This window comes from Rothia dentocariosa ATCC 17931, from assembly GCF_000164695.2.
Classification (GTDB): Bacteria; Actinomycetota; Actinomycetes; order Actinomycetales; family Micrococcaceae; genus Rothia; species Rothia dentocariosa.
Map to the genome: position 1 here is coordinate 2,413,560 of NC_014643.1, position 17,821 is coordinate 2,431,380.

Here is a 17,821-nt window from a genome sequence, read left to right on the forward strand (position 1 = left end):
AAGAGTCTATGAAGTGCGCCCTATCTTCCACATTTTGAGATGCACTGAGCTAAACTAGAGTTATGACATCTGCACCATCGTCTACACCGTTGCCTGGAGCACGTCACCCTCGCGATACGTCGGGGCTTTCGACTCCTTTGAAGACTCCCCATACTCTCACGGATGACCAACAGGTTGTTGAGGTCGAACCAAACATCTCCTCTGGCGTGGGGGTACTTGATAAAGCCGCGCTTATTCTTTCATGCCTAGAGGCTGGTCCGGTCACGCTGGGGCAGCTTGTTAAAGCCACCGGATTAGCTCGCCCAACGGCGCATCGTTTGGCGGTGGCGCTCTCTCACCACCGTATGGTGGCACGCGATGTTCAGGGGCGCTTTATGTTGGGTCCTCGCCTGATGGAACTGGCAAATGCGGCTGGTGCCGATCACCTCCTGGCGGCTTCAGGAGCGGTTTTAAATCAGCTTCGCCATGTAACCGGCGAGTCGGCACAGGTTTACCGGCGTCAAGGAAACTGGCGCGTATGCGTAGCATCCGCAGAACGTCCCGTTGGACTGCATGATTCAATTCCTATAGGAACCCAGCTCTCCATGAAGGCTGGTTCCGCCGCCCAGGTTCTCTTGGCGTGGGAAGACCAGAACCGCCTTGTTGAGGGTCTGCAAGATGCGTATTTCAGCGCTGCCATGCTTGCTTCCGTGCGCAGATTAGGGTGGGCACAGTCGGCAGGTGAACGCGAGCGCGGCACGGCTTCCGTGTCTGCCCCTGTGCGTTCACCGTCGGGCAAAGTTATTGCAGCCGTTTCTATTTCCGGTCCTATCGAAAGACTCGGTATGCAGCCCGGTCGCAAATACGCCGAGGTTGTTGTTGATGCGGCTCATAAGATTTCACAAGCGCTTCGGAACGTATAGTAGCTTAGGTCAAACCATAGAATAGAGGGGTGTGGAACCGGCTAGTTGGTTCCACACCCCTCATGCTGTTTAGATGTTCATTCTTATGTCAGAGCCTGCCTATAGCGCCTGAGCTTCTCGCATTCTGCCAATACTGGCGCCACGATAACCTGCTGTGCCGCGTTTTCGCACTGTTGGATCATGCGCGTTCGCAAGGAACGCCGGTATACACGGGCGCTCACATTTACCAGTGCCCTACCCAATACGGCACCCAGGATCCCTAAAAGCGCCCCCAAGATAAGTAGAAGTGTGGGTACAGGTACGGGGGATCCTTCGGGTACGGGCGCAGGCGGCAGAGGTATCTGCAGGTAGCTTGCAAATGCCATTGCAGTCAGCCAGGCTACGCCTCCCAAAAGGCTTAGAAATGCAATCCATTGCACCGCGTTAAGTAGCTTCCACCAGAAACGTGACTGGGTAGTGTTGTAGTCTACACGCGCGATCGCCCTCTCAAAGGCCTCCGGAAAATCCTGTTCTCGGGTCAAGGCGGCGTTCTGGATACGTTGCTTCCAGGGAGCTTCAATATTTTGGGCTACAGACTCACCATAACCGCGCGCTGCCTGAGCTAATGCTGCCTGCTGAGCTGCAGTAAGCGGCGGTAACGAACTAGCCGTTAGATGCATCGGAGATTTCTGTGGTGCAGATTCACTCGCGCTATGAGTACCCGCAGTATCGTCTCCAAGATGCAGACGCTTAAGCGGGTCGGCACGGAACTTAGCAACCCACCGCGTAGCTATCCATCCTGTGTTGGCAACGGCACGACGACGATACGAGGCTTCTGCAGCATCAAGAACTTCAACAGCCCCGCAGGCTTGAAAGCAGCCTTCCGTCAGCTCATCAACGGCGTAGTCAGGCTCATGAAGAGGTGCTTCACCACCCTGATAGTCTGCAAGATCACGGCGAATCGCATATAGCTGCGCCTCAGTACGCTCATACGCCGCATTTTTCTCAGCCGCCACACGTCCTAACAACGACCGCAGGGCAGAAACGCCTTCGCCGGTATGCGCCGAGAGTGCAAATGGGGCTGTAATGAGCAGAGGCGTAATACCGTCCGCTTCTAAAAGCTCCGTGAGCGCATCAAGTACTTGTGGAACCTCATGGGAATCTAGGGTATCTGCTTGGTTCAGAACGCATACCATGCGATGTCCACGAGTGGAGAGAGGAGCCAGAAAATCGTGGTGCACCGCCGCATCCGCATACTTTTGGGGGTCGAGGACCCACACCAACACATCCACATAGGAGAGCATGCGCTCTACCTGCTCCCGGTGGTGATGCGCTACCGAGTCAAGGTCGGGCAGATCCAGCAGGATCAGCCCGCCAGATCGTGTGCGGGTCTGCCCGCGCCCAACCGCCGTTTTGAGCTTATTCCACATGCCAGGAACGGGCTCTACGATTTCGTGGGGTGCTGCAAAATCTGCCGCCGAATTTTGTGTTTGGGTACGAATCTGGCGTATCGATTCGTTCTCCTCGGGATAGACCCTATGTTCGATCTTAAGCCAGTCCAGAAGCTCTTCGCTTCCGTCCCGTCCCCAAATCGCCGCCTGAATTTCTGAGGTAGTCGGTCGTGTAACGGCGGTACGTGCCAGGGGCATCCCAGCAATGGTATTGAAAAGGGTGGATTTTCCACTTCCGGTGGCCCCGAAAAAACCAATTACAGTGTGTTCTGCCGAAAGCTGCCGACGTTCCATGACACGGCTCAGCGTTGCGGATGCATTCTCCTGCACGGTATCAGGAATAACGTCAAGACCCAGGCCGAGCGCATCGTGAAGGCGAAGCGCACGTTCTTCAAAAGACCCGCGCGGCGTAGCGGATGCTAAAGATGAGTTCATCGTGTGTGCTCCTGGCGAGATTTCTTAACAGGTAATGGCTGTGTTGTATCGTCATGCATGTGCTGAACAAGCCCCGAGTTCTGAAGCGAGTCTTCACGTCGAGCCAAGGGATCATGATCTAGTTCTTGACCTAATTCATGAAGCTGTTCGGCAGCGACACGAATTTCGTCCGGCTGTATGCGCGGTTCACGGGAAGAAAGCACCTGCCGGTAATCTTCGGATTGCCGTTTGAGCAGGGTTTCTAGGCGTGCCACTAGATCACTGCGAGCGCGAGTCGCCATGCGGCGCACAGCATCCTCACCGAAGACCGATTCAAGAAGCTTAGATCCAACGACCCCAGATCCTCCCGCAATACCAATTTCGATGCCGGTGAGTCCGCCAGTCGCCGAAAAAGCCACCATCATGAGCAGCACCGCCGTCGCGTTAACACCGAGGGAGAGCACGCGCGCTCGCTGGCGTTTGCTGCTGCCTTCAGCACGGATCATATCAAGTACAGAACTTTGCCAGGCTCGTATTTCTGCGGCGATAGTCTCATCAAGCTCCGCACGAGCCTGGGTGCTGTGCGGAGGGTACGGGCTCTCGTCAATATTCTGTAAGAGTACGCGCCCTGCTCGTTCCGCTCCCCAGCTTCGACGGATAGTTTCATGCGCACGTTGAGCGGCATCAAGAACAACGGCGTGCAGACCCGTTTCGAGAGCCTGCTCAACCCGCGTGGTCGCTGCCGGTTTACCGGTCAACATTCCGGCAAACCTGTCCCGCAGCCGTCCGATGCGGTTCTCCAAAGAGCGGAAGAAGTCGCCCGTTCCCACAAAATCGTGCCACCGGGCCAGAACCTCGCCACGAAGCAATGAGCCGTCAGTGAGAGAATCTTCCACACGGGCGAGCGCATCCTCATAGGCTAAGGTCACCGCAGTTTCTAATCCGGTGTAGGTTTCCACCTGACGGGTTTGTGCATCAGCAAGTTCTTGTAGAGAGTTACCGGCACCGGTGATAGCGCCCGCCAGGGTGCGACGCGCGATCGCTGCACGGGCTGGCGCATCCGCACCAAGCTGTTCAAGCCAGGATGTTAGAGGCGCTACCGCTTCTGCGGGCAGCATCCCCTGTTCGTCCCGCGGCTGTTCATGGATACTATGCAGAATAACCGGTGTTATACCGGCTTCGGTGAGCATCCGCATAAGGTCGGACTCGATCTCATCCGCAGCCCCTTCGGGAACTCGGTTAAGAACGACTGCTACAGCAATATTCCGCTGGGCAGCACGATGCAGCAGATCCCAGGGTACGGCATCTGCATAACGGTTAGCAGTTGTGACGAAGAGCCACAAATCGGCAGCAGATAAGAGCTCGTTGGCAAGTCTGCGGTTCTCGTCAGAGACCGAATCAATATCGGGCGCATCGATCAGGGCGATACCACGCGGCAGAGCGCTAGTTTGCACGCTGATAAGCGTATCTTGCAGATGATGTTCGGCACCTGGCAGCTCCCAAATGTCACTCCGGCGTGGTGAAGTTTCAGAGATAGATGCCATCTCCTGCCGTTCTAGGGTAGGCAGAAAACGTTCGGGGGTCAGGTATTCGGAGTCTTCAGCACGATAAAGCAAGATTGGCTGCCGAGTGGTGGGGCGAAGCGCACTGGAACGGGATACGGGGGTTCCCATCAAGGTATTCACCAAAGTCGATTTACCGGCACCCGTAGAACCACCAACTACCACGGTAAGGGGTGCCTCCAAAGCGGTAAGCCGCGGCAGAATGTAATCGTCGTACTGTTTACTCAGAGAACGCACTTGTTCCCTCGCCCGGGTAACATCAGCGGTATCGAGGGGTAGAGTGAGCTCATCTAGAAGTTTGCGTGCAGAATATACACGCTCATCGTTTGTGTGTTGCACGTGCGCTATTGTTTCACACTTTATTGCATGCTTGCTGAGGAAACTTAGAGTGTTTCCTGTGAGTTTAAGTTGCTTACCTCACGAATTTTAGGTGCCGTAAACAGAGTCGAAGCGCTGTATTTTGCGTAACTCTAGCCTAATATCACGGTTTAGGTCGCTGTACGTTTGTGCTTTCACCCACCACGCCCTAGTCTGGTTTTACACACTAAACCCGGGTTTCAGATTTTCTGGAAATAACGATATTTTGGGAGTTGCTATGCGCCCTTCACGTCGCCAGTTCTTCGTCTTTACTGGCAGCACCGTTGCCGCCGCGCCATTATTAGTTTCATGTGCCTCTAGCGATTCCTCTGATTCTGCCGCTGGTTTAGCAACCGCTGAGGGAGCATCCCCCTCAGAGACAGGTGCGCACTATGGAAATCTTTCGGGAGAGCTACTCTGGCAACGTTACGATTCCGCCACCCCGGTCACTGCCAGTATGAACCCCGAAACCGGGGAAAAGGTCGTTCCGGTTCCCCAGGCAGACCCGGCAACTGCCGATCACAAGGCTCAGAACGTTCCCATCCCCCAAGAAGACGACCTGATGTTCAAAGAGGATTTTCAGGGGCTGCGAAACACCTTCGCCTATTATGTGGCGTGTATTAACTATGCACGCATGACTGGAGATCTCACCCCTGCTCTCAAAGTGGTACACAGCGAAAACACCGTCGATCTTGAGCGGCTTAAGGCCTGGGAAACTCTGTACGCCGAACCTAATAATAGTTGGATCGTTGGAGGTACCTGGAAAATCTCCGTCTCGGAGAAACCGACAGAGCATAACGGCAAATTCTCGTGGGAATGCACCGCTACCCAGGAAAACGGAACGCTCATCAATAAAACGACAAACGTGACGAAACCGCTGTCGCATGATGAAATACGCGATTTTACGGCTCTCTACGCGCAATGGGTGAAGGACAGGTGGCTCATCATCTCCCCACAGCAGTTCGACCCAGCGGCAAAGCCCACACGAGCCTATACACCCGCTCCACAACCGACTTCTACCTACACTCCAAAGGTGAGTACTATACCCGCCGACTACTAAACCCCTAATCCTTTATTTCTCAACGTGAAAGGTTCCACGTGGTAACTTCATTTCCCTATTCCCGACGCCGTGTATTACGTACCGTTGGGGCAGGGTTATTCGGCACCGCCGCCTCTACTTTGATAGCCGCATGCTCTCGACATCAGCAAACTCATGCTACAAGCGACCCTTCGGTAAGTCAGTATGTACGCAGCGATTTTAGCGGTGAGGTGGCTTTCGAGAGCTTCAACACCTCAGCAGGTACTTATGTGCCCGCAAACGCAGAGCATCCGGCGCAAAACGTTCCGGTCCCCATAAAAACAGAGAATATGGGCAAAAACTCCATTGCAGGTTTTTACGATACTATCGGTTACCTCAATGCGGCACTCAATTATCTCTTGGCTACCGGTGACACCAATCCTCTGGAAGTCATCACTATCAACCCCGAGTTCACAAAAGCTCTCCTGCTTTTCACTGACGAGACTGGTGAGAGTCAGGCTGCCAAAAGCTGGTATGTTTCTCCTCAAGCCACGCTCTCCCTCACCTCACGCATGCCAACAGCCGTGAACGATTATCGAAAAGATTGGCGATACACCCTCGATATCAGTTTGGGAGAACAGCAGGTCGTCAACTCTCAGGCTAGTGCAATACCTGCCGAGCAGCAGAAATTCCACTATGCGGGTACTATCCAAGGCACCTTCGAGAAAGAAGCCTGGTCACTCACACTCACAGTTCGTGACCAGCAGTCCACGGCAGGCGCGAGTCCGTCCTAGAACTAAGAAGGCTCAGCGGCACCTCCGCATGAGAATATAGAGACATAATATTTTCTTCTCCAACCGCATCCGGGTGAAGGCGCCTATGCGCTTTAACCCTCATAATCATCGAAAGGCTTCCATGTCACAGCACTTAACTCGCAGGCAAGCTGTTACAGCCGTTTTAGCAGGTGCCGGACTCACTATGCTCGCCGCTTGTTCCTCGAACAGCTCCACCAACACATCAAACGGCAATAACGCTAACGGCTCTGCACCAAGCCCAAAATCCTCAAACCCACACGGGTATAGCGACGACGGCAATAACTATTCCGGGCGTATTACATTTGACAATTTTGAACCGGGTAGCACTTATGAACCAGGCAACACCGAACATCCCCCACAAAACGCACCTATGCCTAAGCTGCCGGATAACGCCAACGAAAATAGCGTGACAGGCTTCCACGCGACCGTCGCTTACTATGCTGCAGCCATGGATTACCTAGTGAAAACCGGCAGCCTTGACGCCGTAAAAAAGGTCAAACTTGCAGGTAACGATGCCCAAGAAAATGAGGCGCTTGCTAAATCCATCGCTCAAGGGATCGAGCAGAAAACCTGGTATGTAGATCCATCTGCCTGGTACGAGCTCAAGGAATCACAGCCCGCTATTATGAGCGATGGAAATCTGCTCTTCAAAAGCGTCTACACGTTCGATTACGGTGCTGAAAGCGTGGCAAACGGCGAAATAAAACCGGTTAAGGAGGAAGAGCGAGTCTCTACCCAGGACTGTGATTTCCGTGGGCGTTACAATCCCACCACGAAATCCTGGGAACTCAATCTATCCTATGGCACGAAGAGCTCGGGAAATGCGGCAGCAAGTCCTGCTGCATCGGCAACGGGTGGAGCCTCAGATCCTGCGGCAACCGAAGAACAGGCAGCTAATCCCAAGAAATAATAGCTGTTCGTTACCCTTGCCCAGCCTTCGGGGTTCTGTTGATAAGGAACCCGGAGGCTGGGTATTTTGAATTCCTGCTCTTCACCTTGCGTTCTTCAAAGTCAAACTAAGGGTTTTATGTCTCGACATATACCTCTAGATATGTATTTTCTCTCACATGTCGGAGAGCCCTGCATATACGGTATTATCTGCGCAGCAGTGTTACTTTCCCTGTGAACTATTGGGGTTCCTGCACAGCAACGTATAACTATTTCGCGGGTCCCCTATATCTATCTTGCTAGGGCGTCTTCTATGTAGAGCTACACTTGAGAAGCTAGTGCTATTTCAACGTTGAAGGGGCATTTTATGTCTTTCACTTTTTCGCGCCGAATCCTCCTGCGCACCACCGCCCTCGGTACTGTTGGACTGGGCGGAATCACCGTACTCTCTGCGTGTGGCAATACGTCGCAAAACAGCGCCGAAAGATCGAGCTATAAGGGCAAGGCTAAGCTTGATAGCTACGATACATCTGCCGGAACTTATGAATTAGCGTCACGCGAGCATCCGGCACGGAACGTACCCAAACCTGTCAAGCCTAATAATATGAATGACAACTCAGTAGCGGGCCTTTACTCGACTATCGCGTTCTTTGCGGCTGCACTGCAATACCGGCTTATTACGGGCGATGCCCAGTACCTCAAAGAGGTCAAGCTAGAACATACTGTAGATTCCATCGAAGAGATCACCAATGGTTCTACCTGGCTCTCCAATCCCACGGTTACGATTGAGCTCACTACCGATCAACCGGAGCAAAAGGACAACGAATACTTTTGGCCTGCAAAGCTCACACTCACCAAGGGCGACTGGGCGGTCGCTCAACACAGAGCAATCAACGTTCCAGAAAATGAGCAAAAAGTTACAAGTGAAGGAAAAATCAAGGCAAAATACACCGATGGCGCATGGGCTATTCGGGACATTGCTGACTAGTCTTCACCGGATTCCCCAGAGAAAAATACGGGACTTCTAAGTCTGCGCTGGGCATGGCAATAAGCCTTTGCCCGGGCATTTTAAGTGCGTATGAGACCCATGCCCTCTCCATGCCAGGTATTACCTTATACGGTAACGTTACTCACCTTCGGTTAGGGTTAGGTCACATTCCTCGGTACAATCAAGTATCTCGTTTTGTTTTACGTTTAGACTTATACGGGATTAATGCATTCACACGAAAGGTATAACGATGTCTTCGGCTCTGAATCGTCGTGCAGCATTGGGGATTCTCAGTATGGGAAGTGTCGCGTTCTTAGCGGCGTGCGGCAGCGATAAGAAAGAAGAATCTAATTCTTCAGCCTCCGCAAGCGCTTCTCAGACGAAGAGCTCCAGCGCTTCCTCTTCAGCTTCTGCTACTCCCTCAGCTTCCGAATCACCTACCCCCACCCCGACTCCTACGGAACTCGTCAACGACGGTAAAGACTACTCCGGGGTCGCTAAGCTAGAGCAGTACGAAACCCCCGGAGAGTACCAGCCCGCTACGGCAGAATCTCCCGCGCAGAACGTACCCACCCCCGTTATTCCCGAAGCAATGCACCAAAACACAGTTGCAGGATTCGCCTCTGCGCTTGCATATTTTGGTGCTGCTGTCGATTACCTCCTGCAGACCGGCGATATGAAGTATGTTCGGGAGGTCAGCACCGATGCTGATACCCTGAATGCACTCCAGAAATACGCCGATCGTACGATGAAGGGTATCGAAGAAAAGACATGGTACGAAAAGCCTTCGGCCACAATGGTTATTAGCAGCAAGCAGCCTACTATCGCGCAGGGTGCCTATAACTGGACCGTCGATTTCACTATTGATTTGGGCGAAAAACTCTTCAATAAGGGTAAAGAGCAAGACACCCCTTCTGATAAACGCTACGTACGTATGCAGGGCGAGGCTGTAGGCCGCTACATCAATAACGTGTGGGATCTACACATGGATATCGACTAATAGGTATCGTTCCGCAGCACAACACCGTATGCTCACAAACGTTGAGTATACGGTGTTTTTATATCTTCTCGATTATTTTTCAAATCTCTTTTCTGTACCGCATACCAAAATACGTGCAGCAGAAAAATTCTTCATATGCCCCCCCCCCGCCAAAGCAGCAGTCTTCGTACCGAGAAAGACACCAATTAACAAGAGTCCAGCAGACGACACAACGCGGGTATCAGGATGTGTGCGACGACTCTCTCGACTCTTGTGCTTAGCTCTAGCTCCACGGGCAGATGCAGCCGGTCACCTGCTCGTCAAAATGCTGTCTTTTCACGCTTGTATAAATGCGACTCGAACAAAAGCGTTTAGAGTGCGTGTTAACTTTGTGCGAAATACATTAAAAGCTTGTACCAAATAATAAAGTTTAGGTAAGCTAAAACCATCACCAACCCATCCCATGAGAGAGGACTACTTCATCATGCCTACTTCCGGGGTATTTTCCCGCCGTAACACGCTCAGATTTACCACTTTAGGAATACTGAGTCTCGCGGTTATTCCAATGCTCACCGCATGCGGCAAAGATTACCAAGGCGAAGTCAAACTTGATTCCTATGACGAATCTGCAGGTTCTTATGAGCCCGCAACAAAGGAGCATCCAGCGCAGAATGTTCCAAAACCCAAGAAGCCTCAAGACATCAACGATGATTCAACCGGCGGGCTATACTCAACCCTCGCTTTTGCCGCCGCTGCCATGCAATATGCACTGCGTACTGGAGATACGAGCTATCTTCAAGAGGTCAATATTCCTGAGAGAACCAAAGTATTCTTTATGTCTAACTCCCCTTTCCTCGGGGGTACTACGTGGACCGATAACCCCGTTGTAACCATCGCCCTCAAAGCTGGTTCTCCCACCAAAGATGGTGATACATATACCTGGCCGGGTCATTTCAAAGTCGATTTTGGCGCATGGACTGTTAAAGACGGTACGGCAACCGACACTCAAAACAACAGATTAAATCTAGATCAAGATATCGATATCAAAGCAAAGTACCAGAATAACGCTTGGACTATTCTTTCACTCGACCATTAGTACCGCTTAGAACCTCGAGAAGGAACGCCGTGCCGTATAATTTTCCAATGGGAAATATATACGGCACGCGGACTATTAAGGGTGAAAAATTATTGCCTGCTACACCGCCGCCAGCGTTTTTATTCCCAACTCAGTAGCATATTACGAACTGTGACGGGTAAACTTACACCGCTACCCGCAGCGTAGTAAAGTTTCTCACGTACCCAAGGTTCCCCGGAAAATCAATCGGATTTTTCACCACACACTAAAGGATTAAATACTGTGGCAGAGATCGTAAACAGCATTGTTGATGCTATTGGTCAGACTCCCCTTGTTCGACTCAACCGCCTCGATGCTGGTTTGCCCGGCAACGTAGCCGTCAAGCTCGAATTCTACAACCCCGCAGGCTCTGTGAAAGACCGCATCGGCCGCGCCATCATTGATGCCGCTGAAGAAGCCGGAGCTCTCAAGCCCGGCGGTACCATTGTCGAAGGGACTTCTGGAAACACCGGTATTGCCCTTGCAATGGTTGGTGCAGCACGTGGATACAACGTTATTTTGACAATGCCCGAGACCATGTCGGCTGAACGTCGAGTACTGCTTCGCGCTTACGGTGCGAAAATTGTTCTCACTCCCGGCACCGACGGCATGCGCGGCGCTGTTGAGAAGGCACAGGAAATCGTTGCCACCACGGACAACGCAATTCTCGCATCGCAGTTCTCCAATGAGGCAAACCCTGCTATTCACTACAAGACCACCGGCCCTGAAATTTGGGATGCGACTGACGGCAAGATTGATATTTTCGTATCGGGTATCGGTACCGGGGGTACTATCTCTGGTGCAGGCAAGTACCTGAAGGAGAAGAACCCTAACCTGCAGATTGTTGCCGTTGAACCTCAGGATTCACCGCTCCTGTCTGAAGGACGCGTTGGTCCGCATAAGATTCAAGGCTTGGGCGCTAACTTCGTGCCGGATACTCTCGACCGCGAAATCTACGATTCGGTCATCGCAGTATCTGGTGAGGAAGCAATCCGCACTTCCCGCGCATTAGCAACCCAGGAGGGTATCCTGGGTGGTATTTCTTCCGGCGCAGCCGTCTATGCAGCATTGGAAGAAGCTAAGAAGTCCGAAAATAAGGATAAGCTGATCGTTGCAGTTGTTCCCGACTTCGGTGAACGCTATATCTCTACGGTACTCTACGAAGATATCCGTGGCTAACCTTCCTCAAGAAACAAACGCCCCACGCTTCCGTTCGTTACGGTGCTGTGGGGCGTTTCCTCTGCTCAGAGAAGAATAGGGAATTTCAGCATTCTTTTCTAGTTGTACGCAATAGAGGGTCAACATCAATATTGTGCGGCGCAGGCGCGCCTAATATGAAAACTGGCTTCGATGTTGGTACCTTGGGGAAGTATTTACGGTAACAGAAAGAAGATTATGGGATTTTTTGCCCGTCTGCGCGAAGACATTGAAAATGTTCGAGAGCATGATCCAGCGGCGCGTGGGGCTGGCGAAATCATGCTTAACTATTCGGGCATGCATGCGATATGGGCTCACCGGCTTACACACAAACTTTGGCAAAAGGACGGCACGAAATCTCTAGCTCGTACCCTCTCGCAGCTCACCCGTTTTTTGACCGGTGTCGAGATCCATCCGGGGGCCGTCATTGGGCGGCGTTTTTTTATCGATCATGGCATGGGTATCGTTATTGGTGAGACCACCGAAATAGGTGATGATGTGATGCTCTATCATGGCGTTACTCTCGGCGGTCGCTCGCTTGAAAAGATTAAGCGCCACCCCACAATCGAAGACAGAGTAACAATCGGTGCTGGTGCTAAGGTGCTGGGTCCAGTAGTCATTGGGGCAGATAGCGCTATCGGAGCAAATGCCGTGGTGGTGAACGATCATCCGCGCGATTCCATAATTACGGGTATCCCTGCGAAACATCGTCTGCGTACACCCGAGAAGAAGAAGCCTCTGGTCGATGCTGTGGAATATATCGACCCGGCAATGTGGATCTAATCTTGAGTGGTGCTCTCTATGAGGTTTGTGGTGTTGTTTTATCTATAACGGCATCTCGCCGCAAACCTCAATAGTGCAACTACTACGATATAAGGTTTCTGTACCCTGAATAAGGTCTTAAATCCATCTTTTAGGGAAGACAATCCAGCGTCACCTTCCATGTGTTGCTTTAAATTTTCTTAGACAGACGGAGGAGCATCGCTGATTGCCAACATGTTTGTGAGGCTATCACTCTGACCAGTCGCTGAACCACCTGCATTGATAAAAAACAAAAAAGGGGTGTGGCTGCTTTCTCACGAAGCGACCACACCCCTTTTATTGACGCTGTTCTTAAGATCCAGGTTCTAGTGAACGTGAATATCTGCAGCGTTTACTTCTGAACGGTCACCGCTCCACATAGTGTGAAATGCGCCTTCTGCGTCCACACGTCCATAGGTGTGCGCTCCAAAGAAGTCACGCTGTCCCTGAATAAGGGCTGCGGGCAGACGGTCGCGGCGCAGTCCGTCATAGTAAGAGAGCGCCGAGGAGAAGACCGGAACCGGCACACCCAACGCGGTAGCCTTTGCAACCACACGGCGCCAAGAAGGAACAAGCTCTTCCATCAGATTCTTGAAGGCGGGTGCGAGAAGCATATTGGCCGGTACCTCGCCCGCATAAGCCGCCATAATATCGCCCAGAAGCTCCGCGCGAATAATGCATCCGGCACGCCAAAGCGATGCGATAGTGTCAAGGTGCAGTTCCCAGCCGTATTCCTGCCCGGCACGAGCGATCATATCCATACCCTGTGCATACGCCACCAGTTTGGAGGCAAAGAGCGCACGGCGCACGTCTTCGACAAATTCGGGATCGCCTGCACCGACTCCGGTGGTCGCAATGAGACCAGCAGGAAGTTCCTGCTGAGCCTGTGCACGCGCCTTAACATCTGAAGAAGACAGGGCACGAGCGAAGACAGATTCAGCGATAGCGGATACTGGAGCTCCCAAGTCAAGAGCGGCCTGAACGGTCCAACGACCGGTACCCTTCTGACCGGCCTGGTCAAGAATAACGTCTACCAACGGTTTACCGGTTTTCGCATCAACCTGTGCCAAGACTTCCGAGGTAATCTCAATCAGATACGAGTTAAGGTCAGTCTCGTTCCATTTCTTGAAGATTTCAGCCTGTTCGGCGGGTTCAATGCCTGCAACAGAACGCAGAATGTCGTAGGCTTCACCGATAACCTGCATATCGGCGTATTCAATTCCGTTATGCACCATTTTGACGAAATGACCGGAACCATCGGTAGAGATCCAGGCGCAGCACGGAGAACCATCTTGCGGCGCTTTTGCGGAGATTTTCTCTAACATAGGACCTACATGTTTGTAGGATTCAGCCGAGCCTCCCGGCATAATCGAAGGTCCCCAGAGTGCACCTTCTTCACCGCCAGAAACGCCGACACCAACAAAGTGCAGACCTTTTTCTGCAAGAGCTCGTTCACGGCGGATAGTATCGGGGAAATGAGAGTTACCACCGTCAATAATAATGTCCCCTTCGTCAAGAAGAGGAGTTAACTGCTCAATAACAGCGTCTACGGGAGCACCCGCCTTCACCATAATCAGGATACGGCGGGGAGATTCGAGCGAGTCCACCAAGTCTTGGAGCGACTCGGTGCGGATGAAGTCACCGTCTGCGCCGTGCTCAGAGAGCAAGGCATCGGTCTTCTCAACAGAACGGTTATGCAGTGCTACGGTGTACCCGTTACGTGCCAGGTTGCGTGCTAGGTTAGCGCCCATGACGGCAAGCCCGGTAACACCAATCTGTGCCTTTTTGTTTTCAGTCATGTATACAAGAATACGCTGTTTTACGTTTTATCCGCGTGTATCCAAGGAATTAAGCGTTTGGATTAGATAGGAATAACATTCGGCAGTCTTTGAATGATTATTGTGAGCATTCCACGATATACCCATAATGCGCGGAAAGAGTGGATATAAAGGAAAATCCCGTACCGCCTGTTACGGTACGGGATTTATGTGTGGGTCCTACCGGGATCGAACCGATGACATCCACGGTGTAAACGTGGCGCTCTACCAGCTGAGCTAAAGACCCAATTTTCGCTGTAAAAACCTTTGTTTTCCTGCGAACAAGGTAATACTATACGGGGTTTCTCATGTACTCGCAACTGAGATGTGCATGTTATATGTCACATCAGAATTAGATAGTGGTTACTACGCCCTCAAAGTCTTCACCCCATGACTATACCCCTCATAAAACCACATAAACACAAATAACAACATGCCTCAAGGTGTCAAATTTTAAGGGGGAAAGCCCCTATATCGGGAAATTTGCACATTTTAGGCAAAAATTCTTACCGCGGAATATCGCACCAACCTGCCCACTTTCATTCATAACCCAAAGCCTCCAACGAAAAAACCTCAAAAACAGTCATCGGAGATCAAAATAAGGTCTAAGATAGTAGAGAAAGAAGTATGCTCCTAGAACACTGTGCGCATGCTTACCGAAGGGTGCCTCGCACCAGCGCCACAAGCGCCTTCACAATTGGATAAGAAGAGAGGTTGGATTAGTTTGGCTAACGTACCGAACGAACACTCCCTGAGTACTCTACTTGACGGCCTCAAGGACGTCGACGTTGAGGAGACCCAGGAGTGGACCGAGTCCCTTGAGGACCTCATCAAAACTCACGGCACCGAACGTGCCGAGTACATCCTGCGATCCCTAATTCAGGAAGCAGGCAAGAAAGGCGTTGAGGTACCGGTTCTAACCAAGACCGACTACATTAACACCATTGCAGTCGACCAGCAGCCTGAATACCCCGGCGATGCTGATCTTGAAGAACAATACCGTAACTGGATTCGCTGGAACGCTGCCATTATGGTGCAGCGCGCACAGAAACAGGGCATCGGTGTTGGTGGACACATCTCCACCTATGCAGGTATCGCTGATCTTTATGAAGTTGGGTTCAACAACTTCTTCCGCGGGCGCAATCACCCCGGCGGCGGTGACCAGGTATTCTTCCAGGGCCACGCCTCTCCCGGTAACTATGCGCGTGCTTTCGTTGAGGGCCGCCTCAATGAAGAAGATATGGATGGCTTCCGTCAGGAGAAGACCAAGGGCGAGCACGGCATTCCCTCTTACCCGCACCCCCGGTGCATGCCTGAGTTCTGGCAGTTCCCCACAGTATCGATGGGTCTAGGTCCCCTCAATGCTATTCACCAGGCTTCCTTTAACCGCTACTTGCAGAACCGCGGTATCAAGGACACCTCACAGCAACACGTCTGGGCATTCCTCGGCGATGGCGAGATGGATGAGCCCGAGTCACGCGGTGCACTGCAGCTCGCGGCTAACGAAAAACTCGACAACCTGACCTTTGTAGTGAACTGCAACCTGCAGCGTCTCGACGGTCCCGTGCGTGGTAATGGCAAGATCATCCAGGAGCTCGAAGGATTCTTCCGCGGCGCTGGTTGGCATGTCATCAAGGTTGTCTGGGGCTCCGAGATGGACGAGCTTCTCGCTAAGGACAAGAGCGGTAAGCTCATCCAACTGCTGAACGAAACCTTGGACGGCGACTACCAGAACTTCCGCGGTGAAGACGGCGGTTACATCCGTGAGCACTTCTACGGCAAGTACCCCGAGACCAAGGAACTTGTTGCAGACCTGACCGATGACGAAATCTGGGCTATTCGCCGCGGCGGTCACGACTACAAGAAGATCTACGCTGCATACAAAGAAGCGCTGGAGACTAAGGGGCGTCCGACCGTTATTCTGGCACAGTCCATTAAGGGTTACGCTCTTGGCCCCTACTTCGAGTCCCGTAACTCGACCCACCAGATCAAGAAGTTCACCATGGAAGCGCTCAAGGGCTTCCGTGACCATCTGAACATCCCGATCTCTGATGAAGAGCTGGAGAAGGATCTCTACAATCCACCGTACTACCGTCCCGGTCAGGACAACCCGGCAATTCAGTACATGCTCAAGCGTCGCGAAGAGCTCGGTGGTTTCCTCCCCGGTCGCCCCAATACTCAGCCTGAGATTCAGCTGCCGGACGACAAAGTCTACGCGGGTACCAAGAAGGGTTCAGGCAAGCAGCTTGCCGCATCCACGATGGCATTCGTGCGCCTTATGAAAGACCTGATGCGTGTCAAGGGCTTTGGCCACCGTATTGTGCCTATTACTCCCGATGAGGCACGTACCTTCGGTATGGACGCATTCTTCCCCTCAGCTAAGCTGTACAACCCGAACGGACAGAACTACGTTCCTGTTGACCACGAGCTTATGCTCTCCTACACGGAGTCGCCGCTGGGTCAGATTCTGCATGTAGGTATTAACGAGGCTGGTGCAACCGCTGCATTTATTGCGACCGGTACCTCCTTCGATACACACGGTGAGCCGATGATCCCGATTTACATCTTCTACTCGATGTTCGGCTTCCAGCGCACCGGCGACGCTTTCTGGGCTGCTGCCGATCAGTTGGCACGAGGCTTTATTATCGGCGCTACTGCGGGTCGTACCACGCTTTCCGGCGAGGGTCTGCAGCATATGGATGGTCACTCCCCCATCCTGGCAAGCACCAACCCTGCAGTGAAGCACTACGACCCTGCATACGGCTACGAGATCGGGCACATCGTCAAGCGTGGTCTTGAGCAGATGTACGGCAATCTCGATGAAGATCACGATGTCATGTACTACCTGACCGTGTACAACGAGCCGATCCACCAGCCTGCAGAACCCGAGAACCTGGATGTTGATGGTCTACTCAAGGGTATCTACAAGCTCAAGGATTCTGAGCTTACCTCCGGACCCAAGACTCAGCTGCTCGCCTCCGGTGTTGCTGTACCGTGGGCTTTGGAAGCTCAGAAGCTCTTGGCTGAGGACTGGGGCGTTTCGGCTGATGTATGGTCGGTAACCTCGTGGAACGAGCTGCGCCGCGAAGGTCTTGCTGCTGAGGAAGAAACCTTGCTCAACCCCGATAAGCCTGCACGTGTACCCTACGTGACTCAGAAGCTTGCCGGTGCTGAAGGTCCTATTGTGGCGACCTCCGATTACACATCGGATATGCCTGACCAGATTCGCCAGTTCCTCCCGAACGATTTTGCAACTTTGGGTGCCGATGGCTTCGGTTTCGCGGATACCCGCCCCGGTGCACGTCGCTTTTTCCACATTGATGCTCAGTCAATGGTAGTTCGTGCCCTGCAGCTGTTGGCAAAGGACGGTAAGGTGCCCGCCGATGCGGCTGCCAAGGCGTTTGCCAAGTACGATCTGAATAACGTTAACGCAATTCAGGCAACACATATCGATGACTAGTTCCATTGTGTTCTAGCCAGGCTTTCAGCGGAAAGCCAAATTAACTGGTTCCCTCGCTCTTGTACGGTGCAAGAGCGAG

The 17,821-nt window shown here is 52.4% G+C and carries 13 protein-coding genes and 1 tRNA gene; 10 read left to right on the plus strand and 4 right to left on the minus strand.

The window, feature by feature from the left end:
- Window positions 1-62: 62 nt before the first annotated feature.
- Window positions 63-902, plus strand: coding sequence for an IclR family transcriptional regulator (locus tag HMPREF0733_RS10290; protein WP_244864735.1), 840 nt, complete (start codon window positions 63-65; stop codon window positions 900-902).
- A gap of 83 nt (window positions 903-985) precedes the next feature.
- Here HMPREF0733_RS10290 and HMPREF0733_RS10295 read toward each other — a convergent pair whose 3' ends face one another.
- Together HMPREF0733_RS10295 and HMPREF0733_RS10300 are read right to left on the minus strand one after the other, a co-directional pair.
- Entirely contained in the window at window positions 986-2,767 is a 1,782-nt protein-coding gene (locus tag HMPREF0733_RS10295) for a dynamin family protein (protein ID WP_013399255.1), read from the minus strand.
- Complete coding sequence (locus HMPREF0733_RS10300; protein WP_013399256.1) at window positions 2,764-4,647, minus strand: dynamin family protein; 1,884 nt, start codon at window positions 4,645-4,647, stop codon at window positions 2,764-2,766. Before HMPREF0733_RS10300 ends, HMPREF0733_RS10295 begins: the two co-directional genes overlap by 4 nt.
- Window positions 4,648-4,903: 256 nt before the next feature.
- Here HMPREF0733_RS10300 and HMPREF0733_RS10305 point away from each other — a divergent pair, with 256 nt between their 5' ends.
- The 8 genes from HMPREF0733_RS10305 to epsC all read left to right on the plus strand — a co-directional run bounded on the left by HMPREF0733_RS10305 (window position 4,904) and on the right by epsC (window position 12,447).
- Window positions 4,904-5,725: a DUF6318 family protein gene (locus tag HMPREF0733_RS10305; protein ID WP_041321811.1), complete on the plus strand. Its 822-nt coding sequence runs from the start codon at window positions 4,904-4,906 to the stop codon at window positions 5,723-5,725.
- Window positions 5,726-5,763: 38 nt separating this feature from the next.
- Window positions 5,764-6,477 carry a DUF6318 family protein gene (locus HMPREF0733_RS10310; protein ID WP_041321812.1) on the plus strand — a complete coding sequence of 238 codons (714 nt, stop codon included), beginning with the start codon at window positions 5,764-5,766 and terminating at the stop codon, window positions 6,475-6,477.
- Between the two features lie 121 nt (window positions 6,478-6,598).
- Window positions 6,599-7,408, plus strand: coding sequence for a DUF6318 family protein (locus HMPREF0733_RS10315; RefSeq protein WP_049775452.1), 810 nt, complete (start codon window positions 6,599-6,601; stop codon window positions 7,406-7,408).
- A gap of 345 nt (window positions 7,409-7,753) precedes the next feature.
- On the plus strand, window positions 7,754-8,374 hold the full coding sequence (locus HMPREF0733_RS10320; protein ID WP_013399260.1) for a DUF6318 family protein: 621 nt from the start codon (window positions 7,754-7,756) through the stop codon (window positions 8,372-8,374).
- Between the two features lie 250 nt (window positions 8,375-8,624).
- A complete protein-coding gene (locus tag HMPREF0733_RS10325) occupies window positions 8,625-9,374 on the plus strand; it encodes a DUF6318 family protein (RefSeq protein ID WP_041321814.1) in 750 nt (249 codons plus the stop codon).
- A gap of 463 nt (window positions 9,375-9,837) precedes the next feature.
- Complete coding sequence (locus HMPREF0733_RS10330) at window positions 9,838-10,449, plus strand: DUF6318 family protein (protein WP_238789008.1); 612 nt, start codon at window positions 9,838-9,840, stop codon at window positions 10,447-10,449.
- Between the two features lie 261 nt (window positions 10,450-10,710).
- Entirely contained in the window at window positions 10,711-11,646 is a 936-nt protein-coding gene (gene cysK, locus HMPREF0733_RS10335; protein WP_004004913.1) for a cysteine synthase A, read from the plus strand.
- Between the two features lie 216 nt (window positions 11,647-11,862).
- Window positions 11,863-12,447, plus strand: a complete 585-nt coding sequence (epsC, locus tag HMPREF0733_RS10340; RefSeq protein WP_041321815.1) for a serine O-acetyltransferase EpsC — start codon at window positions 11,863-11,865, stop codon at window positions 12,445-12,447.
- Between the two features lie 344 nt (window positions 12,448-12,791).
- Here epsC and gndA read toward each other — a convergent pair whose 3' ends face one another.
- Both gndA and HMPREF0733_RS10350 read right to left on the minus strand, forming a co-directional pair.
- Window positions 12,792-14,264: an NADP-dependent phosphogluconate dehydrogenase gene (gene gndA, locus HMPREF0733_RS10345; protein ID WP_013399264.1), complete on the minus strand. Its 1,473-nt coding sequence runs from the start codon at window positions 14,262-14,264 to the stop codon at window positions 12,792-12,794.
- A gap of 192 nt (window positions 14,265-14,456) precedes the next feature.
- A tRNA-Val gene (locus HMPREF0733_RS10350) sits at window positions 14,457-14,529 on the minus strand.
- A gap of 477 nt (window positions 14,530-15,006) precedes the next feature.
- Between HMPREF0733_RS10350 and aceE the strand changes: the two genes are divergently transcribed.
- On the plus strand, window positions 15,007-17,742 hold the full coding sequence (aceE, locus tag HMPREF0733_RS10355; protein ID WP_041321816.1) for a pyruvate dehydrogenase (acetyl-transferring), homodimeric type: 2,736 nt from the start codon (window positions 15,007-15,009) through the stop codon (window positions 17,740-17,742).
- The last annotated feature ends 79 nt before the right edge of the window (window positions 17,743-17,821 follow it).